The organism is Pseudomonas sp. HP_12 (genome assembly GCF_055283955.1).
In genome coordinates this window covers 1-22710 of record NZ_JBTOQG010000007.1, presented here as the reverse complement: position 1 = coordinate 22710, position 22710 = coordinate 1, and the positions used below count along the sequence as shown (strand labels likewise).

Below are 22710 nucleotides of genomic sequence, written 5' to 3'. Positions count from 1 at the left end.
AATAGGGGATCGGCCCGTCGATACGCCGGTTTCAGCCCGCGCAGCCGCGGCGAATCGCCCTCAAGTGACTGAGCGAGAGCACCCATGTGGATTCAGGAAAAATCTGCTAACAATGCACACGGTGCGCATAACTGCAGCTACGCCATAATGCGCGCCGAGATCAAAGGAGCTTCCAATGAGCAGCACTGCACAAACGGCTGAAGGCGAGAAAATCCTCATCGTTGACGATGACCCGGGCTTGAGCAGCCTGCTAGAGCGCTTTTTCAACAGCAAGGGCTACCGCGCCCGGGCTGTGCCCAACGTGGAGCAAATGGATCGGCTGCTGGCGCGCGAAGTGTTCCACCTCGTGGTGCTGGACCTGATGCTGCCGGGCGAAGACGGCCTGTCCGCCTGCCGCCGTCTGCGCGCCGCGAACAATCAAGTCCCCATCATCATGCTGACCGCCAAGGGCGACGAGCTCAGCCGTATCAAGGGCCTCGAGCTCGGCGCCGATGATTACCTCGCAAAACCTTTCAATCCTGACGAATTGATGGCCCGCGTCCGCGCGGTGCTGCGTCGTCAATCCGCACCCGTACCCGGCGCACCTGCCACGGAAGACGAAACCGTCACTTTCGGCGACTACGCTCTGTCGCTCGCCACCCGCGAGCTCAAGCGGGGCGACGAAGTACACATGCTCACCACCGGTGAATTCGCCGTGCTGAAGGCACTCGTCATGCATGCGCGTGAGCCGCTGACGCGGGACAAACTGATGAATCTGGCCCGTGGCCGCGAGTGGGACGCCCTGGAGCGCTCCATCGACGTCCAGATCTCCCGCCTGCGTCGTCTGATTGAGGTGGACGCTGCCAAGCCGCGTTACATTCAGACGGTCTGGGGAGTGGGTTATGTTTTCGTGCCAGATGGTGCCAACAAGCAGTAGCAGCAAGTTCGACGGTAACCTGCCGGGCCTGTCTCACGCCCGCCTACGTTAGCCAGTCACCTCGATGTTCGCGAAAGCGGCCATTGGCGTGGCTGGTTTTTGCTGTGTCATGTGTTCCGCAAATTCGCGAGCCCGGCTCGCTTCCGCAAAGTGTGTAGCTGCTGTTATGAAGACACCGCTCTGGTTCCCGCAAAGTTTTTTCTCCCGCACCCTGTGGCTGGTGCTCATTGTCGTGCTGTTTTCGAAGGCCCTGACCCTCGTCTATTTGCTGATGAACGAGGATGTTCTGGTCGATCGCCAATACAGCCACGGCGTTGCACTCACTTTGCGGGCTTACTGGGCGGCCGACGAGAGCGACCGGCAGACCATCGCCGACGCCGCCGGGCTGATCCGCGTGGTGGGTGGCGGCGTACCGGAAGGCGAGCAGCACTGGCCGTATTCCGAAATCTACCAACGGCAGATGCAGGATGAACTGGGCGCGGACACCGAAGTGCGTCTGCGTGTCCATGCGCCTCCTGCGCTGTGGGTGAGGGCGCCGAGTCTCGGCGATGGCTGGCTGAAAGTGCCGCTGTACCCACATCCGTTGCGCGGGCAGAAAATCTGGAGCGTGTTGGGCTGGTTTCTGGCGATCGGCTTGCTCTCGACGGCTTCGGCGTGGATCTTCGTCAGCCAGCTCAATCAGCCGCTCAAGCGCCTGGTTTTTGCCGCACGCCAGCTGGGGCAGGGCCGCAGCGTGCGGTTGCCGGTGGGCGACACGCCCAGCGAGATGACCGAGGTTTACCGGGCGTTCAATCAGATGGCCGAAGACGTGGAGCAGGCCGGGCAGGAGCGCGAGCTGATGCTGGCCGGGGTGTCCCACGATTTGCGAACGCCGCTGACGCGTTTGCGCCTGTCACTGGAATTAATGCCGACCAACAACGAATTCATGGAAGGCATGGTTCGCGACATTGAGGACATGGATGCCATCCTCGACCAATTCCTGGCATTTATTCGGGACGGGCGCGATGAAGAGGTCGAAGAAGTCGATCTGGTCGAGCTGGTCCACGAAGTGGTGGCGCCCTACAACAACCCGGTCGAGCAGGTCCGGCTGTGCCTTGAGTCGATTCCGCCGTTCCCGCTGCGACGGGTTTCCATGAAGCGGCTGCTCAACAACCTCATTGGCAATGCCATGCACCATGCCGGTGACGGCGTTGAAGTGGCGGCCTATGTTTCCGGCGACAGCGGTGCGCCCTATGTGGTGCTGAGCGTGCTGGATCGGGGTATGGGGATTGATCCGTCGGAGCTGGAGGGTATTTTCAATCCCTTCATCCGTGGTGACCGCGCCCGAAGTGGCAAGGGGACGGGGCTTGGCCTTGCGATAGTCAAGCGCATTGCAGCGATGCACGGCGGCAATGTCGAGTTGCGTAATCGTTCGGGAGGCGGGCTGGAGGCCAGGGTTCGGTTGCCGTTGGGGCTGTTGCTGCCGCGGGATGCCGATTGACTCGTTACTGATTCCGACTGGAGACCTTGGGCGGCGTGCTCGCGACCAAAGCCTCCGTGCAGAAACGGGCTTAAGCGTTAGCCCTTGCCCTTGGTGCGGGTCATGTGCGGCCCGCCGTTTTTCTCGATGTACTCGATGATTATCCCCGCGACATCCTTGCCGGTGGTGGTTTCAATGCCTTCAAGACCTGGCGACGAGTTCACTTCCATCACCAATGGCCCGTGATTGGAGCGCAGGATGTCGACACCCGCGACACTCAGGCCCATGACCTTGGCGGCCCGAATGGCCGTCATGCGTTCTTCGGGGGTGATCTTGATCAGGCTGGCGGTGCCGCCTCGATGCAGGTTGGAGCGGAATTCCCCGGGCTTCGCCTGACGCTTCATCGACGCAATGACCTTGTCACCCACCACGAAGCAGCGGATGTCCGCGCCACCGGCTTCCTTGATGTACTCCTGCACCATGATGTCCTGCTTCAGACCCATAAAGGCCTCGATCACGGACTCGGCCGCCGTTGCGGTTTCGCACAGCACCACGCCGATGCCTTGCGTGCCCTCGAGCACCTTGATCACCAGCGGCGCGCCGTTGACCATCTGGATCAGGTCAGGGATGTCATCCGGTGAGTGAGCAAAGCCGGTGACGGGCAAGCCAATGCCGCGTCGCGACAACAGCTGCAGCGAGCGCAACTTGTCACGGGACCGCGCGATAGCGACGGATTCGTTGAGCGGGAACACGCCCATCATTTCAAACTGACGCAGCACGGCGCAGCCGTAGAAGGTCACGGAAGCGCCGATGCGCGGTATCACCGCATCAAAGCCTTCCAGGGGTTTTCCTCGGTAGTGAATCTGCGGCTTATGACTGGCGATGTTCATATAGGCGCGCAGGGTATCGACCACCACGACCTCGTGGCCGCGCTGAATGCCAGCTTCGACCAGACGACGAGTTGAATACAGACGCGGGTTTCGCGAAAGCACAGCGATCTTCATGCAGCACCTGTGGCAGAGAGATTTGAAGCCGGGAAGACCGGCTTGTCCTGAATATAAGTAACACCCGGATTGACCACCAACTGGCCGTCAATCAGGGCTTTGGAACCGAGCAGCAACCGGTAGCGCATGGCCTTGCGGCAGGCCAGCGTGAACTCAACCGGCCAGACCCTATCCCCCAGCGCCAGTGTCGTGCGAATGACGTAGCGAACCTGAGCGTGGCCGTTGGAGCTTTTGATGGTTTTCATCGCCACCAGTTGTGCCTCGCAGCGACGATGACGCAGCTGCACCACCGTCCCCAGATGCGCGTTGAAGCGCACCCATTTTTCGCCGTCCCGTTCGAACGGCTCGATTTCAGTCGCGTGCAGGCTGGAGGTGCTGGCCCCGGTGTCGATTTTCGCGCGCAGCCCGGCAACGCCCAGATGGGGCAGCGCCACCCATTCGCGGAGGCCGATGACGGTCAGATGATCAAATGTTTTCAAAGCGTTTCCGTTCGTTTACACGTTTTGCCAGGCACCGGCGTCGATGTGCGCCAGCGCCTGGAATGCAGGTTTGGCGAACCAGTAGCCCTGCATGAGGTAAATGCCGCAGTCGGCGAGGAAGTCTCGTTCGCCTGCATGTTCGATGCCTTCGGCGATCACTGTAACGTTCAGGTCCGTACACATTGTGACAATGCCGCGCACGATGGCCTGCCGTGCGGGATCCAGATGGACGTTGCGCACCAGCGCCATGTCAAGCTTGATCAGGTCAGGCTGAAAGTCGGCAAGCAGGGTCAGTCCCGAATGCCCGGCACCGAAGTCGTCGATAGCGGTTTTGAAGCCAAACTGGCGGTACTCGCGAAGGATGTTAGTGAGGTGGCTGTTGTCACACACATGCTCGGTTTCGACGGTCTCGAAGATCAGCCGGTCCAGCGGAAAATTGTGGGCGCGAGCCGCTTCAAGGGTGCTGCGAATGCACAGTTCAGGGCGATACACCGCGTTGGGCAGGAAGTTGATCGACAAGTATTCGTCCACTCCCAGCCGGGCGGCAGTTGAAATCGCGCGGGTTCGGCACAATTGATCGAAACGGTAACGGTTGGTGTGGTCCACCCGATTCAGTACAGACAGGGCACTTTCGCCGTTGACGCCCCGTACCAACGCCTCGTGAGCGAACACCGAGCGGTTGCGGACGTCCACGATTGGCTGATAGGCGAATTCAAATTCGAAATCCAGCGCGGCGCTTTCTCTGCAGCCCTGGCACCCACCGGTCAATGACGTAGGGAAGTCTGTCACGTCGTTCTCCTGAAGCCGGTGCTTTAGTCTTGGGGGGCAGTGTAAACGAGGGTGGCGGTTACTGCGTCCCCGGCGTGACGTAGTACGGTTCTGACCATTACGCGATTGAGGAATTCAGATGACACAGAAGTCAGACGAGGACGACAAAGTCCGTCTGGACAAATGGCTTTGGGCGGCGCGCTTCTTCAAGACGCGTGCGCTGGCAAAAGCCGCCATTGAAAGCGGCAAGGTTCATTGCCGGGGCGAACGTTGCAAGCCGGGAAAAGAGCCGCGCGTAGGTGACGAGTTCCAGATCAGAGCGGGCTTCGATGAGCGGACCGTGGTGGTTCAGGCGTTGTCGATTGTCCGCCGTGGCGCCCCGGAGGCTCAGCTGCTGTACAGCGAAACGCCGGAGAGCCTCGCCAAACGCGAACAAGCCGCCGAGATGCGCAAGGCCGGAAGCCTGGGCGTGACGACCGACGGCAGGCCGACCAAAAAGCAGCGTCGGCAATTGTTTCATTTTCGTTCGGGTGACGACTGACGATCTCGCCGCTTTCCGGGATCGTGGGTTAATCGACCCCGGACTGCTCGGTAGCAACGGGCAGCTTACAAATGAGAGCCCTGCTTCATGATGCTCAGGCATTTGATCAGCGGCAGGCGGCCCAACACATTGAAGACCGGCGCGGTCAGTCGAAACACGAAGGCGGTAGCAGTGGCCGCGAACGGGGTGTAGCAACTCCAGCCCAGCGCGAGCAACGCGATCATCACGCCGCCGATGTAGTCGTCCTGACCCCAATGCGCGCCGGCGACCAGGCGCGGCATCATGAACAGGAACGCCAGCGCCCAGATGACGACACGTTGGCCGACGGTGCGGCTGTAGACGCTCATGAACATCGCCCAGATCAGCAGCACCGAAGCGTGGTCACCCGGGAAGCTCTGGCTGGAACGGTCCTTGAGCTGCCACTTGTCTTCAAGACCCGGGAATATGTCGCTGAGCTTGATGGCATCAGGGATCATCATCGAGGCGCTGTCGTGTTGCAGCGCGCTGTGGTCGATGATCTTGGAAAACACCGTGCGGATGATCAGCAGCAGGATCAGCGTCAGCACGAAGCCGATCAGCGCGGCACGGGTTTGCAGGGATTTGAACACCCAGTCGCCCTTTATGAGCAGCGTCAGAAGAATCAGGCCGACGACGATATCGAAGGGTCGCATGCTGGCAACCGTCCAGATCCACAACCACGCCTTGTTTTGCTCAAGCGGGCGGTTCAGTACGTGAAACAGGCCTTCATCGAAATGCGTGAATGCCGCGTGGCCCGTGGGCCAGATCCACAGCAGCAGCAGTGCCAGCGCCACCAGATTGCACAGCAAGAATTTTTTGACGTTCCACTTGGGTTGGAACAACGCGGGATAGTCCATAAAATGCCCCCATCGGCATGACAGTGCACCAAGCGGTGCTAAACCGCGCTTTATAGGCGCTTGTCATCATTTTGTCATCCATTCAGATACCTTCTCCTATGCCAGACTTTCCGGATACCGATTACACCCAGCGCTTCATCTTCGACGAGAGCGACGTTCGCGGCGAGCTCGTGGCCCTTGAGCGTAGCTACGCCGAAGTACTTGCCAAACACCCGTATCCCGAGCCAGTCGCTCAGTTGCTCGGCGAGATGCTCGCCGCCGCTGCGTTGCTGGTGGGCACGCTGAAGTTCGACGGTCTGCTGGTTCTGCAGGCGCGGTCGCTTGGGCCGGTGTCCCTGCTGATGGTCGAGTGCTCCAGCGAGCGTGAGTTGCGCGGCATTGCGCGCTACGACGAAAGCCTGGTCAAGCCGGACGCCACGCTGCTCGACCTGATGCCCAACGGCGACCTGACCATGACCATAGACCCGCGTCAGGGCAAACGCTACCAGGGCATCGTAGGCCTGGACGGCGTCGACCTGTCGGCGTGTCTGTCCGAGTATTTTGTGATGTCGGAGCAACTGCCTACGCGCTTCTGGATCAAGGCCGACGGCAAGCGCGCACGTGGGCTGCTGCTGCAACAGTTACCGGCCGAGAAGCTGAAAGATCAGGATGAGCGCGAAGCCAGCTGGCAGCACGTCAATGTGCTGGTCGACACCCTGACCGCCGAAGAATTGCTCAGCCTGACCAACGAAACTGTGTTGAAACGGCTGTTCCACGAAGACGTCGTGCGCATGTTCGACGTCCAGCCGCTGGTGTTCCGTTGCAGCTGCTCGCGCGAACGTTCTGGCAATGCGTTGGTCAGTCTTGGTCTGGAAGATGCACAGCAGTTGGTGATCGAGCATCACGGTGCGGTGGAGATCGACTGCCAGTTCTGCAATCAGCGCTATCTGTTCGATGCAACCGATGTAGCGCAGCTGTTTGCAGGGGGTGGGGTAGATACCCCTTCCGATACCCGCCATTAATGTAGTGCGGGTCCTGCGCTGAAAGCTTTCCGCCCGGCCCGCTTGACTCTTCTTCATGTAGTTCTGACAGGAGGGCCCTACCTTTTTTGGGCTTTTCTGGCATAATCCGGCCACTTTTTAGCTGTAGTAGTGTTGGTTTTTCTACTACAAAACGTTTGGAGCACTCGGCCATCGAGCCGACGGGGAATCTCATGACGCAAGCCAATAACGCCGTTCACACCGATCTCAGTGTCGACGATCTGGTTAAAGAAGCCCTCAAACGCGAAGAAGGCGTGCTGTCCGATACTGGCGCACTCGTCGTGGAAACAGGCCACCGCACAGGCCGCTCGCCTGTCGACCGCTTCATCGTAGACGAACCCTCCACTCAGGCTGCGATCGCCTGGGGCCCGATCAACCGCAAGTTCCCGGCCGACAAGTTCGACGCCCTGTGGGCGCGTGTCGAGGCGTTCAACAACGCCCAGGAACACTTCGTTTCCCACGTGCACGTAGGCGCAGCCGAAGACCACTACCTGGCGGTCAAGATGACCACCCAGACGGCCTGGCAGAACCTGTTCGGTCGCTGCCTGTTCATCAATCCGGCCCAGTACAACCCGGCCGGTCGTGAAGAATGGCAAGTGCTCAACGTGGCTAACTTCGAGTGCGTGCCCGAGCGTGACGGCACCAACTCCGACGGTTGCGTCATCATCAACTTCGCCCAGAAGAAGGTCCTCATTGCCGGTATGCGCTACGCCGGTGAAATGAAGAAAGCCATGTTCTCGGTGCAGAACTTCCTGTTGCCGGCCTCCGACGTGCTGCCAATGCACTGCGCGGCCAACATCGGTGAAGACGGCGACGTGACGCTGTTCTTCGGTCTGTCCGGCACCGGTAAAACCACGCTGTCCGCCGACGAGACCCGTTACCTGATCGGTGACGACGAACACGGCTGGGGCGAAGGCGTTGTCTTCAATATCGAAGGCGGTTGCTATGCCAAGTGCATCGACCTCTCCGAGAAGAACGAGCCGGTGATCTGGAAGGCCATCAAGCACGGCGCCGTCCTGGAAAACGTGGTTTTGGACGCATCCGGCCATGCCGACTATGCCGACAGCAGCCTGACTCAGAACAGCCGCGCCGCTTACCCGCTCGAGCACGTTGAAAAGCGCTCCGAGAAGAACCTGGGCGGCGAGCCAAACGCGGTGATCTTCCTGACCTGCGACCTGACCGGCGTGCTGCCACCCGTGTCGATCCTCAGCGAAGAACAAGCGGCCTACCACTTCCTGTCGGGTTACACCGCACTGGTCGGCTCCACTGAAATGGGTTCGGGCGCTGGCATCAAGTCGACGTTCTCCACCTGCTTTGGCGCACCGTTCTTCCCGCGTCCTGCTGGTGAATACGCAGAGCTGCTGATCAAGCGTATCCGCGGTTTCGGCTCCAAGGTCTATTTGGTCAACACCGGCTGGACTGGCGGCGGCTACGGTGTCGGCAAGCGCTTCAACATTCCGACCACCCGTGGCGTCATCGCGGCCATCCAGAGCGGCGCGTTGATCGGTGCAGAAACCGAGCACCTCGACACTGTTAACCTGGATGTCCCGACTTCCGTGCCGGGCGTCGAAACCGGCCTGCTCAACCCACGCAATACCTGGGCTGACAAAGCGGCGTACGACGAAGCAGCCAAAGCACTGGCCGGCCTGTTCATCGAGAACTTCAAGAAGTTCGACGTGAGCGACGCGATCAAGGCAGCGGGCCCGAAGCTGTAAGATCGGCGCCTGCTAAAAAGAAACCGCCCTTCGGGGCGGTTTTTTTATGCCTGCGCGATAGCTAGCCGTCCGCCTTCGTCGTCGCTGGAAAGTCCTGGGTAATGTCGAAGCTGCCCTTCGCCACCACGCTCTTCGCGTTACACAGCCTGGCGTCGAACCCGGGGTGGCGCTCGCCATGCTCGGCGGCGTACGCAGCGGCTTCCCGGGTGCATTCGTCGGTGGGCTGCTCAGGGGAAAGCGCGGCATTGAATTGAAACGTACCGATCAACCGATAGCGGTCGAGCAGTTTGTTGGGTGAGGTGAGTTTCTCGATTTTGCTGAAGACGAGCTGGACGTTGCTGTTGTTGCCACCCTTGTCCGTATCGAAATACTGATAGTACGAACCGGTGTCGTAGGACGCGCTGTTTTCATCATGGGCAACTTCGACGCGGCCTCCTTGAAACATGATCGCCTTCTTTTCCTGATCGGGGTTATCGAAGGAGAACCCGAGAATCGGCCCGATGCTCACCTCATTGCGGTCGCCCTCGGCTTCCTGATCCGCGCTCAGCGTCAGCCAGTTGGAACCGGGCAGTTTGCCGGGCAAGAAGCCCACGGCTACTTGATCGCCTCTTGCTTCGTAGTGAAGGTTCAGCGCTCCGCTTACCTCGACACTCATGACCTTTTGCAGGGGCGATGCACTCGCGGTTGCCGCGTTGGTCGTCTTGGCATCATCGCCGCAGCCCGAAAGAAGAGCGGCTGCAGCGGCGAGAAACAGCGGAAACAGGCTGGTATGTGTTCGCGGGGCTGCTTGAGGCATGGTGTTCCGTCCGTAATCGCTGCGGGTTTCTTTGACCTTAGCTCCCTATGACCGCATAAAACGCTTGCGGGTCAATGCAGCGATGACAAAAAGCGGGACGAAGAAGCCGCCCTTATGGGCGGCTTCCGCAGGAATTCTGTTTTTCACCAGCGTAGCGCTCAGCAGGAGGCCATTGGCGATGGACGGGAAAGCCACATAATGCGCTAGTCGCCCTTGTTATGAACTGCAGGTTTTGTCAGCAGATGTCCTTGTAGGCGCTATGCCCTTTTGCGAGGCTTGCCGCCAAGCCTTGCGCGGGCTTAAACGGCGTACCTGCGACCATGCTGAAGCCAGTTGCCTTATTCGCGTAACTGACATGACGTTCAGCTTTATAGTCTTCAAAAAAAACGGTGTACGAGTTTTTGCGCATTTTGATGAACTCGGCTTCGTGCATCACGATACTTTGATGCAGCTTGCCAATCTCGATAGCCGACAAGTTGAGTTTTCGCTGGAGCTTAGTGCCCCATCGGGTCAGGCATACTTCGGCGTAATGTCGCACCAGCTTGCCAGGCTCTGTCAGGTCGCCTGGCCCACTTGCGCCCGTGAGCGACGCGTTACCCACCAGCGTAGCGTGACGTCCGGCCATGGGATATATGCTGACTTTAGTCTTGGGGTCTGTTTTCGGAATGATGCAAGAGAACCCTTTGGAGCGTTCATCGCGGGCATAGAACCCTACATATTCTTTAACGTTGCTACCGAGAGAAACTTTTTCAGGCTGATAATTCAGTGGGCCGGGCACTGGGTCGACCGCAAAGATATTGACCGGGATTTGACGTGTGACCGGATTGGCCATCAGCGCATTGGCGAGCATGTGGCAACTGACGCCGCCCCGACTCCAGCCCACCAGATTGATTTGTTTTGGAATCAAGCCGCCTTTTCTCAGGTTCTTGATCAGTTGTTGCTGGAGTTCCTGCGGGCTGATGCGATTACCGTAGTCGTATTGCCGCCAGAACCAGGAGCCATGCGCCTGAGCGTCGGGGATAGGCACGTCGGCTTTTTTGAGACGCAGGTAGTCAGCTTCTGAAAGTTTGGTTCTTTGCCAATCGAATTTGCCATGAACGATGTTGACGGCATGCTGCACATTCTCATGCCAGCCTTTGCCGAATGCGGTGCCAGACCAGCCAAACCCTTTGGATTCGGTGAACAGTTCATCGGCCTGCATGTTGCCGCTACCCGGCCCGTCGATGACAATCCACTCGGCGAACTCGTGACCGTCGATGTTGTTCGCCAATGTAGCGACCAACTCACCGTTCCAGTAGTTCTTGTTCAAGTTGTCGTATTTGGTAGAGCCGGTACCGCAAAAGAAAATTGTAAATGTTGTCATGTTTCTAGCCTCGTTGGTTGATAGGTCTGACGAGGTTAGAAGACGGTTTGAGAACATGTCGGCTGCTGTTGTTACTGCGTGTTAGTTAATAAGCACTGATGGGTTTCTCGGCACGTCAGTTGATCACCTATCAGGCGGAATATTCCCGGGCCGCCGTGCAGTATTGCTCTTGCGCCAGTTTGTTTTTGTCGCTCTTGTCTTTGGCGACGCGTTTGCTCCAATCGCTGCACATGTCTTTGAAGTAGGGTACGGCGGCGCGGCGGCATTCACGGTGTTCGACACTGTCGGCCAGGAAGTTCATGCAGACACTGTTGGTTTCAATGTGGTTGTTGGAAATGCGATAGCGGGCTTCGTAGCGGTTGCGGCCGTCAATTTCGCGGATGAACACGCCCGCTACTTCGTAGCGTCGCGCGGGCTCTGTTTTGGGTTTGGCGGCGGCAGCCTTGTAGTTCGCCATGTAACGATCTGAAACCATGCCTTGGGGGCGAGTGACTTGGGAGTCGTTGGCCTGAGCTTCACCGAAGCGGCAATTGATGACGTCCCGGTCGATGACATTGCCGTCTTTCAGGCAGGCGTCGAGCGGCCGCGCCGCGGCGGGCTGGGAGATATCGACCTTGGGGGCGATATAAACCACTTGTTCGACGTTGCGTACCTGAGCGACGGGCTCTGGGTCAGGCTCGCTGACCACCTCAGCGATGGGCGGCGCAGGGATGACCGTTGCTGCCGGCTTGGGCGTGCGAAACATCTGCGCGATCAGAAAGAGGATGGCTATCAGCAGTGCCAGGCAGATCAAAAGGCTGCTCAACGGCCAATTGCTTTTGCCTGATGCAACACTGCTTCGGGTGGGATGAGAACCGAGCACGACGTCGAACTGACCGGGTGCCAGCCGCTGCATGGTGAGTCCGTCATCCTCGGGCTGCGGTGTGGTGGGTTGCATTGCCTCTCCTTGGCGAATCTTCTGACGTAGACGGGATTACCGCCGAACGGGCTGTCTGATGTGCAGCGATGGGTTGCGTCGCGCGAGATTAATCGTCGGAATGCCGTTTTGCCAGCACCGCGTACGGTACTTGTATCCGGGATGTATCCTGTCCGATATTTCTGTAATGGTTTAGGTGTATTGCGCCCGGACCCACCGCGCTATGGTTCACGCCCTTGCGACGGTCAAAGGAGTGGCATACATGCATCAAACCCTTGAGCAGGTTTTCGGTTATCGGCAGTTTCGCGCCGGACAAGAGGCCGCCATCAGTGCGGTGTTGGCAGGACGCTCCGCTGCGGCGATATTTCCCACAGGTTCCGGTAAATCCCTCTGCTATCAGCTGCCTGCGTTGCTGCTGCCGCATCTGACCTTGGTGGTGTCACCGCTGCTGGCGCTGATCCAGGACCAGTTGGCTTTCCTTCAACGGCACGGCATTGCGGCAGCGAGCATCGACTCCGCGCAAAGCCGCGATGACGTCGCCGAGGTCATGGCCAGGGCCCGCTCCGGTGAGTTGAAAATCCTGATGATTTCCGTCGAGCGCCTGAAGAACGAGCGCTTCCGGCATTTCATCACTCAGGTGCCAATCTCCCTTCTGGTTGTGGACGAAGCGCACTGCATTTCCGAGTGGGGCCACAACTTCCGGCCCGATTACCTGAAACTCCCTGACTACCAGCGCGAGTTCAACATCCCCCAGGCGCTGCTCCTGACAGCGACCGCGACGCCCCAAGTCATCAATGACATGCAAAGCAAGTTCGGCATCGCGCCGGACGATGTGGTGACGACCGGATTCTACCGACCCAACCTCACGCTGCGGGTTGAGCCGGTTGCGGGCCGGGACAAGCGCCGGCGTCTGGTTGAGTGGCTTGGCGAACGGGCCGGGCAGCCGAGCATTGTTTACGTCACGCTGCAGAAGACTGCCGAGTTCGTGGCCGCTCATCTGTCGCAGAACGGCATCCCGGCGTACGCCTACCATGCCGGTCTGCCCCACGATAAGCGCGAATCGATCCAGCGCCAGTTCATGGACGGGCGTCTGAACTGCATCGTTGCCACGATCGCGTTCGGGATGGGCATCGACAAGAGTGACATCCGCAACGTCGTGCATTTCGATCTGCCCAAATCCATCGAGAACTACAGCCAGGAAATCGGCCGTGCGGGGCGCGACGGGGCGACGTCGGAGTGTCTGGTCTTGGCCAATCGCAATAGCCTGAACGTGCTGGAAAACTTTGTGTACGGCGACACGCCGGAGCAGGAGAGCATCCGGCTGGTGCTGGACGATCTGCAAGGCGCGCGCAACGACAGTCAGTGGGAGTTTCTGCTGGCGCCTTTGTCGGACCTCAGCAACATCCGCCAACTGCCCCTCAAAACGCTGCTGGTGCAGCTGGAACTGCGCGGGATCATTGCGCCGCGTTATTCGTATTTCGCGGAGTATCGCTTCAAGTACCTGATAGAGCCGCAGGTGCTGGTGCAACGCTTTCAGGGCGAACGACGTGAGTTCGTGCAGGCGCTGACCGAGACGTCAAGCCGGGCGCGCACCTGGGCAACCGTTAACTTCGACGCGATGTATCAGCAGTATCAGGCCGAGCGCGGGCGAGTGGTGACGGCGCTGGATTTCTTTCAGGAAAAGGGCTGGATCGAACTCGAAAGCAAGCAGATGACGGAGGTCTACAGCCTGATCGCCGCCGACTTCGACGCGCAGGCGCTGAGCGAGGAGTTGCATGACTATTTCGTCGATCACGAAAAGACCGAAGTCGCGCGCATCCACGCGATGCTCGAACTGTTTGCCAGCGAGCAGTGCCTCAGCCATCGTCTGGCCCGATACTTCGGCGACGACCTTGCGCCCGAGCAGTGCGGCCATTGTTCGGTGTGCGAGGGCCATGTGGCTGTGCTCCCCGAGCCGCCAGCCTTGACGCCGTTGAGCGAGCAGAACTTCGTGGACCTGTGCAGCGAGTTCGTTGGCAAGCACCTTGAGGTCCGAGGGCATGAGCCGGGTGCGGAGTGCCTGACGCGGTTTTTCTGCGGGATCAGCGTGCCGATGTTTACCCGGCTCAAGGCCCGCAATATCGGCGGGTTTGCGGCGCTGGAGGCGTATCCGTATGCCGAGGTGCGGAAGTGGATTCAGGGCCAGATTCAATAGCCTTTACCAACCTCATAAACGAAGAAGCACAACAGACAAACCGGAGGGAGCCACATGAACGACACCCCGCAGCGCGCCGACTACCGCCACTTCCAGCCGATCGTGACGCGCTGGCACGACAATGATGTGTACGGCCATATTAACAACGTCACGTATTACAGCTTTTTCGACAGCGCCGTGAATACCTACCTGATCGAGCAGGGCGGGCTGGATATCCACGACGGTGAAGCGGTGGGCTTTGTGGTGAGTTCGTCGTGCGATTACTTTGCGTCGATTGCCTATCCGGAGTTGATCGAGGTCGGGCTGCGGGTTGGCAAGCTGGGCAACAGCTCGGTGCAATATGAGCTGGCGGTGTTCAAGGCGGGGGAAGACGAAGCGCGGGCGGCAGGCCGCTTCGTGCATGTGTTCGTGGATCGGGCGTCCAATCAGCCGGTGCCGATCCCGACGGGGTTGCGGCAGGCGCTTGAGCGATTGGTGGTCTGAAAATGAAACCGGCCGCGTCAAGGGCGGCCGGTGTTCATCGGGTCAGGTGCGCGCGTCGGACTCGACGGCGTTAGTCACGATGATGCTTGCGATGACCGTACGCGTGGCCGCGACCGTGTTTGTAGTCGCGGCGATCGCCACGGTAGCCACGGCCTCGGTCGTCGTCACGGCGGCTTTCGTCGCCCATGTAGTTGCCGAGTGCGCCGCCCGCGCCGCCGCCCGCCGCTGCGCCGATCAGACTGCCCGTGCTGCCGCCGACACTGCGGCCAATCACGTTGCCGCCCGCGGCACCCAGGCCGCCGCCGATTGCGGCTTCGGTACGGTTTCTGCGGTTGGCGCCCACTGCGCCACCGGCCGCGCCGCCAAGGCCGGCACCGATTGCCGAACCTGTGCTGCCGCCGACCTGTTGGCCAACGACGGAGCCGAGTACCCCACCCAATGCGCCGCCCACGCCGGCCGTCACGTTATCGCCTGCTGAGGCAAAACCGCTGACCAGTGAGAACGACAACAACAGAATCGAGGAATACTTCATGTAGGAATGCTCGTAGGGATGACGCCGCGATCCTGCAAGTATGAAGAAAATGTCACAATCGAATTCCGACGAGTAACACGACCTGTATACAAAACGCTAACTTATTGTTTTGGCTTGGGAACCTAAGTCAGGTTGATGAGTCATACGCTACTGGACAAAGGCCCGAATCTCGCGATTCGGGCCTTTTTTTGTGGCTGCTGCGCAGGTGAGCTTGATCGCGACGTGACCAGTACATCCGGTGAACATCCAGCGGCTGAAAGGTCCCCTTCGCGAGCAAGCTCGCTCCCACCAGGACGTGAGTCAGCGAGCTAACTCGATCAGTGCGATGAACCTGTGGGAGTGAGCTTGCTCACGAAGGGGCCGGAACACTCAGCCAATTCTCTGGAGACTGAACGCAGGTCTATGCGGGCCATCTCGCCCACATAGATATGCTTTGCTACGCAGATTAAATAATCCGCGCGGTCTCCACATGCCGTTCCAGCTTGATCGCGACGAACTTGGACGTCGGCGTGCTGCTGCCGTCGCCGACGCTTTCCAGCGGCACCAGCGGGTTCACTTCCGGGTAATAGGCGGCAGCCTGGCCGGCAGGGATGTCGAACGGCAGGAGGGTGAAGCCCTTCACGCGACGCGTGATGTCATCGCCCCAGATCGACACGATGTCGACTTTCTGGCCCGGTACGAAGCCCAGCCGAACGATGTCGGCCTCGTTCACGAACATCACGTCACGCTGACCTTTCACGCCGCGATAACGGTCGTCCAGGCCATAGATGGTGGTGTTGTACTGATCGTGCGAGCGCATGGACTGCATGATCAGATCCGGCACGATGCCTGTCCCGCGCACGCTTTCATGCACCAGATCGCTCGGCAATACGTTCGGCTTGAAGTTGGCCCGCGCACTTGGCGTGTTCCAGCGACGGGAGCCTGCGGCGTTGCCCAGATAGAAGCCGCCCGGGTTCTTGATCTTCTCGTTGAAGTTCTGGAACGAGGGAATGGTGTCGGCGATCAGGTCGCGAATACGGCTGTAGTCCGCCACCAGCCACAGCCAGTCCACCGGCTGCTTGCCCAGCGTCGCGTTGGCGATGCCCGCCAGAATCGCAGGCTCGGAACGCATCTGCGGCGACAGCGGCTTGAGCTGGCCGTTGGACGCATGGACCATGCTGAACGAGTCTTCAACGGTCACTGCTTGCGGGCCTTCGGCCTGGATGTCGATGTCGGTACGGCCGAAGCACGGCAGGATCAGCGCTTCTTTGCCGTGGGCTAGATGGCTGCGGTTGAGCTTGGTGCTGATCTGTACGGTCAGGTCGCAGTTGCTCAGGGCTTCGAAGGTGCGCGGGCTGTCCGGAGTGGCCTGGGCGAAGTTGCCACCCAGCCCGATGAAGACTTTCGCACGGCCTTCCAGCATCGCGTGAATCGCTTCGACGACGTTATGACCGTTTTCACGCGGCACCTTGAACTGGAAACGTTTCTCCAGCGCATCAAGGAAGAACGCCGGCGGACGCTCGTTGATGCCCATGGTGCGGTCGCCCTGCACGTTGCTGTGGCCGCGCACCGGACACAGGCCAGCGCCGGGCCGGCCGATGTTGCCGCGCAGCAGCATCAGGTTGGAAACTTCCTGGATGGTCGGCACCGAATGGCGATGCTGAGTGATGCCCATCGCCCAGCACATGATCACGTTCTTGCCTTTGGCGTACATGCGCGCGGCGAGTTCGATGTCGGTCAATGGCAGACCCGATTGCTCGACGATGAAATCCCACGAGGTATCGTCGATGGCGGCCAGGTATTCCAGCACGCCATTGGTGTGCTCATTGAGGAACGTGTGATCGAACACCGATGGCTCGTTCTTCGCCTGAGCTTCACGTTCCCACTGCAGCAGGAACTTGGCCATGCCGCGCAGCAGGGCCATGTCGCCGCCCAATGCCGGACGGAAATACGCCGTGTTGGTCGGCTCGGAGCCGTTGCTGAGCATTTCCAGCGGGTGCTGCGGGTGCTGGAAACGCTCAAGTCCACGCTCTTTCAGCGGGTTGACGCACACCACCTGGGCGCCACGTTTGACCGCTTCACGCAGCGGCTCCAGCATGCGCGGGTGGTTGGTGCCCGGGTTCTGGCCGAGGACGAAAATCGCGTCCGCGTGCTCGAAGTCCTCGAAGGTCACCGTGCCTTTGCCGACGCCCACGCTTTGCGACAACGCAACGCCGCTGGCTTCGTGGCACATGTTCGAGCAGTCAGGGAAGTTGTTGGTGCCATAGGCACGGACGAACAGCTGATACAGATACGCCGCTTCGTTGCTGGCACGGCCCGAAGTGTAGAACTCGGCCATGTTTGGGCTTGGCAGGTTGTTCAGGTGCTTGGCGATCAGGGCGAAGGCGTCGTCCCAGGCGATCGGCTTATAGCGATCGGTCTGAGCGTCGTAGACCATTGGCTCGGTCAGACGGCCCTGATATTCCAGCCAGTAATCACTTTGCTCAAGCAGCGCGCTCACGCTGTAGCGGGCGAAGAAAGACGGGTCGACGCGGCGCTTGGTCGCTTCCCAGTTCACGGCCTTGGCGCCGTTCTCGCAGAACTTGACCATGCCGCTTTCCGGCGAATCGCCCCACGCGCAACCTGGGCAGTCGAAGCCGCCGTTCTGGTTGGTCTTGAGCATCGTGCGAATGTTCTTCAGGGCGTTGTCGCTGGTCAGCCAGAAGTGGGCGACGCTGATCAATGCGCCCCATCCGCCAGCTGGGCCTTTGTAGGGCTTGTAGCGGGGGGTCGATACCTTGTCGGCTTCTTTATGCATGCTCACGCTTGATTCTCCAACGCAGGACTGTAAACCCGCGGCGCACTGTGTTTAGGCAGATGAATGAGGTTGAGGTTGTGGCGGCGAGCCCATTGCAGCGCCAGGCCGGTCGGCGATGACAGGCTGACAAGGGTCTGAATGCCGGCACGTAATACTTTTTGAATCAGTTCGAGACTGCAGCGGCTAGTGACGATAGCCAGCCCGCCCGTGGTCGGGATGTTCTGGCGAATCAGTGCGCCGATCAGCTTGTCCAAAGCGTTATGTCGGCCGATGTCTTCACGACCTAAAAGAATTTCGCCGCGAGCGTCCATGAACATAGCCGCATGGACCGCGCCGCAGTGTTCGCCCAACGGCTGGAATTCGCCCATGCGCGCGCGCAGGCCTTTCAGCCATTCGGCGGGGGGAAGAGGGGCGCCGGGCAGCACGTTGAGCTCGGGCAAGGCCTGCTCGACGGCTTCAACGCCGCACAGGCCGCAGCCGCTGGTGCCGGCCATTTGCCGACGCTGGGTTTTCAGGTTCCAGAAGGCGCGGCTGGCGATTTCAACTTCTGCGGTCTGCGCAGAGCCACAACCACCGAGCTTGATGTCGTAGATCTCGTCCGGTGATTCGATGAGCCCGCTGCCGATGCTGAAGCCGACGATGAAGTCTTCCAGATCGCTGGGCGTGACCAGCATGACCGCCTGGCTGATGCCGTTGTAGGCGATCGCCAACGCGACTTCCTCGGCCAGCACATTGGGCTCGCTGACGTCGTGTTCGAGGTTCGAATAGCTGTAGGACTGGCTTGCGGCGGGCGCGGGCAGTTGTTGTGCGGGCGCCGTGATATCCATGTGCTTGGCGTGCATTGGGAGTAACCGGCAGAATGATTAGGCTTAAGCCTAGGCCTCCGGTCGGATTACGTCTAATCGCTAGTACTGATGCACCGATAGATGACGTCGATCAACTCTCTTGCATCATCGTGTGATAGAGCGCCAGACAGGCTTCAGCCAATGCCGAGCGCGGCGCTGAGCGACGCATGATCAAGCCTAGTCGAGCCAGAGTCTGTGCGTCTTCGATGGGTTGCAAACGCAGATGCTCGGTGAGGGATTCCAGCCCGCCGTCCAGCGGCATGATCGCGCAGCAGAAGCCGCCATGAACCGCTTGCAGCAGCTGATGGACCGCATCGGTCTGAATGATCGGCTGCGGATGGAGGCCGCGGCTGTGGAAGTTGTGATCGATGGACTGCCGAAAGTGCATGCCGCTGGTGAGCAGGCCCAAGGGCAGTTTGGTCAGGCTTTCCCAGCTCGACGTCGCTTCGGCAAAGCTGAAATAGCGCTGGTCATACATCACACCCATCCGCGTCTCGGCCAGTTGCAATGAGTCGAAACGCTCGGAGTCCAGTCGGTCCAGATACGAAACCCCGAGGTCCAGGCGGTTGCTGGCGAGTTGATCGAGAATCTGCTCGGAGCTCAGGGATGAAAGCTCGAAGCGCATGTTCGGGTGCAGGGAATGCAGGCGTTGCAGCAAGGGCAGCGGATCGAAGTTCGAGAGTGGCACCACGCCCAGTCGCAACGTGCCGACCAGATGCCCGCGACAGGCGGCGGCTTCAGCCTGCAAGCCGTCATACGCTGCCAGCACCGTGCGCGCCCATGCCAGAACGCGTTCGCCCGGCGCGGTGAAGCCTTCGAAGCGTTGGCCGCGATTGACCAGCGGCAGATCCAGCTCTTCTTCAAGGCTGCGCAGACGCATCGACAGGGTCGGTTGCGTGATATGGCAGCGCGCAGCGGCCTGCCCGAAGTGACGGGTTTCGTCGAGGGCGATCAGAAATTTCAGCTGCTTGATGTCCATCGTCTTTCCTTGAGGCACAGGCCGGCCCGGCGAAGTCTATCGCGACCGAACGTCAAATGGCTTGAAACCTTGAGACGCGGCCACAGGTCGGAGTTTTGTCGGGCAATGTCAGCGGAACAGATGTTGCGCGGGAAACCACAACGACACTACGACGACACCAAGGAGAAACCCATGAGTCTGTTCAGTTTTGTGAAGGAAGCCGGTGAGAAGCTTATCGACCTGCTCACCCCAGGAAACGCCAACGCCAGCGATGAGCTGAAAAAGCACATCGAGTCTGTCGGGTTGGGCAATCCCAACGTTCATGCGACGGTTGAAGGCGACAAGATTACCTTGACGGGCGAAGTCGCCAGTCAGGAAGAGAAAGAGAAGATCGTACTGGCGGCCGGTAACATCGCCGGTGTTGGCAGCGTTGATGATCAGCTGACCATCGCCGCCGGCGCACCTGCTGTGGTTGCTGCGACGTTCGTCACTGTTCAGAAGGGCGATACCCTCAGCGCCATCTCGCTGCGCGTGTATCACGATGCCAACAAGTACCAGAAAATCTTCGACGCCAATAAGCCGATGCTGAAGGACGTAAACAAGATCTACCCAGGTCAGGTTCTGCGTATTCCTGAGTAAGCGGTAAGTTGTACTGGCCGTACGGAAACCAGCGTTAGCGCTGACCGTACGGCATCCCATGCGGCATGATTCTTACAAGCCCTGTACCAACGCCCGATAATCCTCAACAGCCTCGAACTCTTCGGTGTCTTTCGGGCCTTTTCGGCTGTCCGGCTCCCGCACTGCCAACAAATGGCCTATGCCGTATCGCCCGGCGCTGCGCAAGATCGGCAAGGTGTCGTCGATGAACAGACTGCGCGCCGGATCGAACGTGATGTCGTCCTGCAGCGCGTCCCAGAACTGCGGGTTTTCCTTGGGATAACCGTAGTCATGGGAGCTGATCAAACGCTCGAAGTAGGGCGCCAGTTCCAGTCTTTCCATCTTCAGCGACAGCGAGTCGCGGTGTGCGTTGGTGATCATGATGACCCGTTTGCCGGCCTGCTTGAGGGCGGCCAGAAACGTCTCGGCGTCGGGGCGCAAGGCGATGAGGTGGGCGATCTCGACTTTCATGTCCTTCACCGGCAGGTTCAGCTCCGTGCTCCAGAAATCGGTGCAGTACCAGTTGAGGGTGCCGGCGTTTTTTTCGAAGAGCGGCATCAGCTCCAGTTGCGCCATGGCCAGACTGACCCCGTGCACTTCGGCATAGCGCTTGGGCAGATGCTCCAGCCAGAAGTGATTGTCGAAATGCAGGTCGAGCAGCGTGCCGTCCATATCCAGCAGAACGGTGTCGATATCGCGCCAGGGCAAAGAAGGCATACAAGTCTCTCGGCGTTGAAGGGGTCGCGTGGGTTTGCGGCGAAGACATCCGCAAAAGCCACGGTATAGTAACCCGTCTACGCCAAGGAGCTCGTCATGCAGCAGAAACCTACCGTCCTCTCTCGCAAAATCGTCGCGAGCAGCCGTCTGTTCCGCGTTGAAGAAGTGCAGCTGCGCTTTTCCAACGGCGTCGAGCGCACCTACGAGCGGCTGGTCGGCAGCGGCAGTGGCTACGGCGCGGTGATGATCGTGGCCATGCTCGATGCCGACCACGCCGTGCTGATCGAGGAATACTGCGGCGGCACTGATCAGTACGAGCTGTCGCTGCCCAAAGGCTTGATCGAACCGGGCGAGGATGTGCTGGCCGCTGCCAATCGCGAGCTCAAGGAAGAAGCCGGTTATGGCGCGCGGACCTTGGTGCACCTGACCGAACTATCCCTTTCGCCAGGCTACATGAGCCAGAAAATTCAGGTCGTGCTGGCTACCGATTTGTATGAGGAAACGCTGCCCGGCGACGAGCCTGAGCCGATGCGCGTGGACAAGGTCAATCTGCGTGAGCTCTCCAGCCTGGTTCAGAACCCGCAGTTCACTGAAGGGCGCGCGCTGGCGGCGCTGTACCTCGCCCGCGACCTGTTGGCCGAGCGTGGGGACTTCCTGCCATGAACCCGACATTCGCCCAATTGCCGCATCCGCTGCTTGCGCCCGTCATAGAACTTTGCCGGCAGGCGGGCGAAGTCATACTGCCGTTCTGGCGCGCCGGCGTGGAAGTCGAGGTCAAGTCGGATGACTCACCTGTCACGGCCGCCGACCTGGCCGCCCATGAGCTGTTGGTGGCTGGCCTCAAGGCGCTGGATCCGAGTATTCATATCTTGTCCGAAGAGGACGCCAACATCCCGTTGAGCGAACGCAGCCAGTGGCAACGCTGGTGGCTGGTGGACCCGCTGGACGGTACCAAGGAATTCATTGCCGGCAGCGAAGAGTTCACCGTCAACGTGGCACTGATCGAGAACGGTCGCGTGGTATTTGGCGTGGTGTCGATGCCGACCAATAACCGCTGCTATTTCGGTGGCGCCGGGCTGGGTGCGTGGCGCAGTGACGATTCGCAGCATCTGGCGCCGATCAGCGTGCGCAATGCGCCGGGCGCGGGAGAAGCGTTCACCGTGGTCGCCAGCCGTCGTCACTCCAGCCCCGAGCAACAGAGGTTGCTGGCCGGTTTGTCGGAAGTGGTGGGTGAGCTGCAGCTGACCAATATCGGCAGCTCGCTGAAGTTTTGCCTGCTGGCCGAAGGGGCCGCCGATTGCTACCCGCGTCTGGCGCCGACGTCTCAGTGGGATACCGCTGCTGCACAAGGTGTGGTGGAAGGGGCGGGCGGCGTAGTGCTGAACCTGGACGGCACGACCTTCGAGTACCCGGCGCGGGAGACGCTGCTGAATTCGTATTTCCTGGCGTTACCGGCGGAAGCGGCATGGCGCGGCGCGTTGCTGGCGTTGGCGAGGGCTTGGGCGCACATCAGCTCTGAGGACGCCGTAGGGGATCAATTGTGAGAGCGAGCTTGCTCGCCAATAGGTCGGTATATCCACGCCATTTTCAGCGGCTGGAATGCCGCTTTCGTGAGCAAGCTCACTCCCACAGGGGCTGTGTCTGCTGCGAGAAAGCGCGGTGTCAGAAGACGCTGCAGATGTCTCTGCTGAATACGG

Annotated in this window: 22 protein-coding genes; 10 read left to right on the top strand and 12 right to left on the bottom strand. The window is 59.9% G+C overall.

Annotated elements, in window-relative coordinates; genetic code table 11:
• Positions 1–175: 175 nt before the first annotated feature.
• Entirely contained in the window at positions 176–916 is a 741-nt protein-coding gene (gene ompR / locus ACYASU_RS06980) for an osmolarity response regulator transcription factor OmpR (protein ID WP_065987440.1), read from the top strand.
• Between the two features lie 166 nt (positions 917–1082).
• The gene (locus ACYASU_RS06975) at positions 1083–2396 is read left to right on the top strand and encodes an ATP-binding protein (RefSeq protein WP_192171344.1); all 1314 of its coding nucleotides are present in this window, start codon (positions 1083–1085) and stop codon (positions 2394–2396) included.
• Positions 2397–2473: 77 nt separating this feature from the next.
• On the opposite strand, the gene rimK is transcribed toward ACYASU_RS06975, so the two are convergent.
• From rimK to rimA, 3 genes are read right to left on the bottom strand one after another with little or no spacing between them, the layout of a single operon-like run.
• Complete coding sequence (gene rimK, locus ACYASU_RS06970) at positions 2474–3379, bottom strand: 30S ribosomal protein S6--L-glutamate ligase (protein ID WP_065987438.1); 906 nt, start codon at positions 3377–3379, stop codon at positions 2474–2476.
• A complete protein-coding gene (rimB, locus tag ACYASU_RS06965) occupies positions 3376–3858 on the bottom strand; it encodes a retropepsin-like aspartic endopeptidase RimB (RefSeq protein ID WP_065987437.1) in 483 nt (160 codons plus the stop codon). The genes rimK and rimB overlap by 4 nt, the downstream gene beginning before the upstream one ends.
• A 15-nt stretch (positions 3859–3873) precedes the next feature.
• Positions 3874–4647, bottom strand: coding sequence for a S6 modification regulatory phosphodiesterase RimA (rimA, locus tag ACYASU_RS06960; protein WP_463582380.1), 774 nt, complete (start codon positions 4645–4647; stop codon positions 3874–3876).
• Positions 4648–4765: 118 nt separating this feature from the next.
• On the opposite strand from rimA, the gene ACYASU_RS06955 reads away from it, so the two are divergent.
• Positions 4766–5167 carry an RNA-binding S4 domain-containing protein gene (locus ACYASU_RS06955; RefSeq protein ID WP_065987435.1) on the top strand — a complete coding sequence of 134 codons (402 nt, stop codon included), beginning with the start codon at positions 4766–4768 and terminating at the stop codon, positions 5165–5167.
• A 65-nt stretch (positions 5168–5232) separates the two neighbouring features.
• Here ACYASU_RS06955 and ACYASU_RS06950 read toward each other — a convergent pair whose 3' ends face one another.
• The gene (locus tag ACYASU_RS06950; protein WP_463582379.1) at positions 5233–6042 is read right to left on the bottom strand and encodes a phosphatase PAP2 family protein; all 810 of its coding nucleotides are present in this window, start codon (positions 6040–6042) and stop codon (positions 5233–5235) included.
• Positions 6043–6140: 98 nt separating this feature from the next.
• On the opposite strand from ACYASU_RS06950, the gene hslO reads away from it, so the two are divergent.
• Entirely contained in the window at positions 6141–7043 is a 903-nt protein-coding gene (gene hslO, locus ACYASU_RS06945) for an Hsp33 family molecular chaperone HslO (RefSeq protein ID WP_192171341.1), read from the top strand.
• 191 nt (positions 7044–7234) lie between these two features.
• Positions 7235–8776, top strand: a complete 1542-nt coding sequence (locus ACYASU_RS06940; RefSeq protein ID WP_423571891.1) for a phosphoenolpyruvate carboxykinase — start codon at positions 7235–7237, stop codon at positions 8774–8776.
• A gap of 61 nt (positions 8777–8837) precedes the next feature.
• Here the strand turns inward: ACYASU_RS06940 and ACYASU_RS06935 are convergent, their stop codons facing one another.
• The 3 genes from ACYASU_RS06935 to ACYASU_RS06925 all read right to left on the bottom strand — a co-directional run bounded on the left by ACYASU_RS06935 (position 8838) and on the right by ACYASU_RS06925 (position 11872).
• Positions 8838–9572 carry a hypothetical protein gene (locus tag ACYASU_RS06935; protein ID WP_282365753.1) on the bottom strand — a complete coding sequence of 245 codons (735 nt, stop codon included), beginning with the start codon at positions 9570–9572 and terminating at the stop codon, positions 8838–8840.
• Positions 9573–9807: 235 nt separating this feature from the next.
• Complete coding sequence (locus ACYASU_RS06930; RefSeq protein WP_463582378.1) at positions 9808–10935, bottom strand: hypothetical protein; 1128 nt, start codon at positions 10933–10935, stop codon at positions 9808–9810.
• A gap of 130 nt (positions 10936–11065) precedes the next feature.
• Positions 11066–11872, bottom strand: coding sequence for a hypothetical protein (locus ACYASU_RS06925; protein WP_282365752.1), 807 nt, complete (start codon positions 11870–11872; stop codon positions 11066–11068).
• 241 nt (positions 11873–12113) lie between these two features.
• Here ACYASU_RS06925 and ACYASU_RS06920 point away from each other — a divergent pair, with 241 nt between their 5' ends.
• Together ACYASU_RS06920 and ACYASU_RS06915 are read left to right on the top strand one after the other, a co-directional pair.
• Positions 12114–14045: a RecQ family ATP-dependent DNA helicase gene (locus tag ACYASU_RS06920; protein WP_463582377.1), complete on the top strand. Its 1932-nt coding sequence runs from the start codon at positions 12114–12116 to the stop codon at positions 14043–14045.
• A gap of 54 nt (positions 14046–14099) precedes the next feature.
• On the top strand, positions 14100–14528 hold the full coding sequence (locus ACYASU_RS06915) for an acyl-CoA thioesterase (protein ID WP_192171334.1): 429 nt from the start codon (positions 14100–14102) through the stop codon (positions 14526–14528).
• Positions 14529–14598: 70 nt separating this feature from the next.
• Here ACYASU_RS06915 and ACYASU_RS06910 read toward each other — a convergent pair whose 3' ends face one another.
• The 4 genes from ACYASU_RS06910 to ACYASU_RS06895 all read right to left on the bottom strand — a co-directional run bounded on the left by ACYASU_RS06910 (position 14599) and on the right by ACYASU_RS06895 (position 19660).
• Positions 14599–15060 carry a glycine zipper domain-containing protein gene (locus ACYASU_RS06910; RefSeq protein ID WP_037016408.1) on the bottom strand — a complete coding sequence of 154 codons (462 nt, stop codon included), beginning with the start codon at positions 15058–15060 and terminating at the stop codon, positions 14599–14601.
• Between the two features lie 445 nt (positions 15061–15505).
• On the bottom strand, positions 15506–17836 hold the full coding sequence (locus ACYASU_RS06905) for an FdhF/YdeP family oxidoreductase (RefSeq protein ID WP_463582442.1): 2331 nt from the start codon (positions 17834–17836) through the stop codon (positions 15506–15508).
• Positions 17837–17838: 2 nt separating this feature from the next.
• On the bottom strand, positions 17839–18678 hold the full coding sequence (fdhD, locus tag ACYASU_RS06900) for a formate dehydrogenase accessory sulfurtransferase FdhD (protein WP_192171333.1): 840 nt from the start codon (positions 18676–18678) through the stop codon (positions 17839–17841).
• Positions 18679–18772: 94 nt separating this feature from the next.
• Positions 18773–19660 (bottom strand): LysR family transcriptional regulator, encoded by an 888-nt coding sequence (locus ACYASU_RS06895; protein WP_463582376.1) that lies wholly within the window; start codon positions 19658–19660, stop codon positions 18773–18775.
• Positions 19661–19831: 171 nt separating this feature from the next.
• Here ACYASU_RS06895 and lysM point away from each other — a divergent pair, with 171 nt between their 5' ends.
• Positions 19832–20278 carry a peptidoglycan-binding protein LysM gene (gene lysM / locus ACYASU_RS06890; protein ID WP_192171331.1) on the top strand — a complete coding sequence of 149 codons (447 nt, stop codon included), beginning with the start codon at positions 19832–19834 and terminating at the stop codon, positions 20276–20278.
• A gap of 72 nt (positions 20279–20350) precedes the next feature.
• On the opposite strand, the gene yrfG is transcribed toward lysM, so the two are convergent.
• Complete coding sequence (yrfG, locus tag ACYASU_RS06885; protein WP_463582375.1) at positions 20351–21013, bottom strand: GMP/IMP nucleotidase; 663 nt, start codon at positions 21011–21013, stop codon at positions 20351–20353.
• A gap of 96 nt (positions 21014–21109) precedes the next feature.
• Between yrfG and nudE the strand changes: the two genes are divergently transcribed.
• Positions 21110–21676, top strand: coding sequence for an ADP compounds hydrolase NudE (gene nudE, locus ACYASU_RS06880; protein ID WP_463582374.1), 567 nt, complete (start codon positions 21110–21112; stop codon positions 21674–21676).
• Positions 21673–22557, top strand: a complete 885-nt coding sequence (cysQ, locus tag ACYASU_RS06875; RefSeq protein WP_463582373.1) for a 3'(2'),5'-bisphosphate nucleotidase CysQ — start codon at positions 21673–21675, stop codon at positions 22555–22557. Before nudE ends, cysQ begins: the two co-directional genes overlap by 4 nt.
• Positions 22558–22710 lie beyond the last annotated feature (153 nt).

What these genes read in the sequence shown, in the direction of transcription:
- ompR (WP_065987440.1), top strand. Translation starts at nt 176, where the DNA reads ATGAGCAGCACTGCACAAACGGCTGAAGGCGAGAAAATCCTCATCGTT.
- ACYASU_RS06975 (WP_192171344.1), top strand. Translation starts at nt 1,083, where the DNA reads ATGAAGACACCGCTCTGGTTCCCGCAAAGTTTTTTCTCCCGCACCCTG.
- rimK (WP_065987438.1), bottom strand. Translation starts at nt 3,379, where the DNA reads ATGAAGATCGCTGTGCTTTCGCGAAACCCGCGTCTGTATTCAACTCGT.
- ACYASU_RS06955 (WP_065987435.1), top strand. Translation starts at nt 4,766, where the DNA reads ATGACACAGAAGTCAGACGAGGACGACAAAGTCCGTCTGGACAAATGG.
- ACYASU_RS06950 (WP_463582379.1), bottom strand. Translation starts at nt 6,042, where the DNA reads ATGGACTATCCCGCGTTGTTCCAACCCAAGTGGAACGTCAAAAAATTC.
- hslO (WP_192171341.1), top strand. Translation starts at nt 6,141, where the DNA reads ATGCCAGACTTTCCGGATACCGATTACACCCAGCGCTTCATCTTCGAC.
- ACYASU_RS06940 (WP_423571891.1), top strand. Translation starts at nt 7,235, where the DNA reads ATGACGCAAGCCAATAACGCCGTTCACACCGATCTCAGTGTCGACGAT.
- ACYASU_RS06935 (WP_282365753.1), bottom strand. Translation starts at nt 9,572, where the DNA reads ATGCCTCAAGCAGCCCCGCGAACACATACCAGCCTGTTTCCGCTGTTT.
- ACYASU_RS06930 (WP_463582378.1), bottom strand. Translation starts at nt 10,935, where the DNA reads ATGACAACATTTACAATTTTCTTTTGCGGTACCGGCTCTACCAAATAC.
- ACYASU_RS06925 (WP_282365752.1), bottom strand. Translation starts at nt 11,872, where the DNA reads ATGCAACCCACCACACCGCAGCCCGAGGATGACGGACTCACCATGCAG.
- ACYASU_RS06920 (WP_463582377.1), top strand. Translation starts at nt 12,114, where the DNA reads ATGCATCAAACCCTTGAGCAGGTTTTCGGTTATCGGCAGTTTCGCGCC.
- ACYASU_RS06915 (WP_192171334.1), top strand. Translation starts at nt 14,100, where the DNA reads ATGAACGACACCCCGCAGCGCGCCGACTACCGCCACTTCCAGCCGATC.
- ACYASU_RS06910 (WP_037016408.1), bottom strand. Translation starts at nt 15,060, where the DNA reads ATGAAGTATTCCTCGATTCTGTTGTTGTCGTTCTCACTGGTCAGCGGT.
- ACYASU_RS06905 (WP_463582442.1), bottom strand. Translation starts at nt 17,836, where the DNA reads ATGCATAAAGAAGCCGACAAGGTATCGACCCCCCGCTACAAGCCCTAC.
- fdhD (WP_192171333.1), bottom strand. Translation starts at nt 18,678, where the DNA reads ATGCACGCCAAGCACATGGATATCACGGCGCCCGCACAACAACTGCCC.
- ACYASU_RS06895 (WP_463582376.1), bottom strand. Translation starts at nt 19,660, where the DNA reads ATGGACATCAAGCAGCTGAAATTTCTGATCGCCCTCGACGAAACCCGT.
- lysM (WP_192171331.1), top strand. Translation starts at nt 19,832, where the DNA reads ATGAGTCTGTTCAGTTTTGTGAAGGAAGCCGGTGAGAAGCTTATCGAC.
- yrfG (WP_463582375.1), bottom strand. Translation starts at nt 21,013, where the DNA reads ATGCCTTCTTTGCCCTGGCGCGATATCGACACCGTTCTGCTGGATATG.
- nudE (WP_463582374.1), top strand. Translation starts at nt 21,110, where the DNA reads ATGCAGCAGAAACCTACCGTCCTCTCTCGCAAAATCGTCGCGAGCAGC.
- cysQ (WP_463582373.1), top strand. Translation starts at nt 21,673, where the DNA reads ATGAACCCGACATTCGCCCAATTGCCGCATCCGCTGCTTGCGCCCGTC.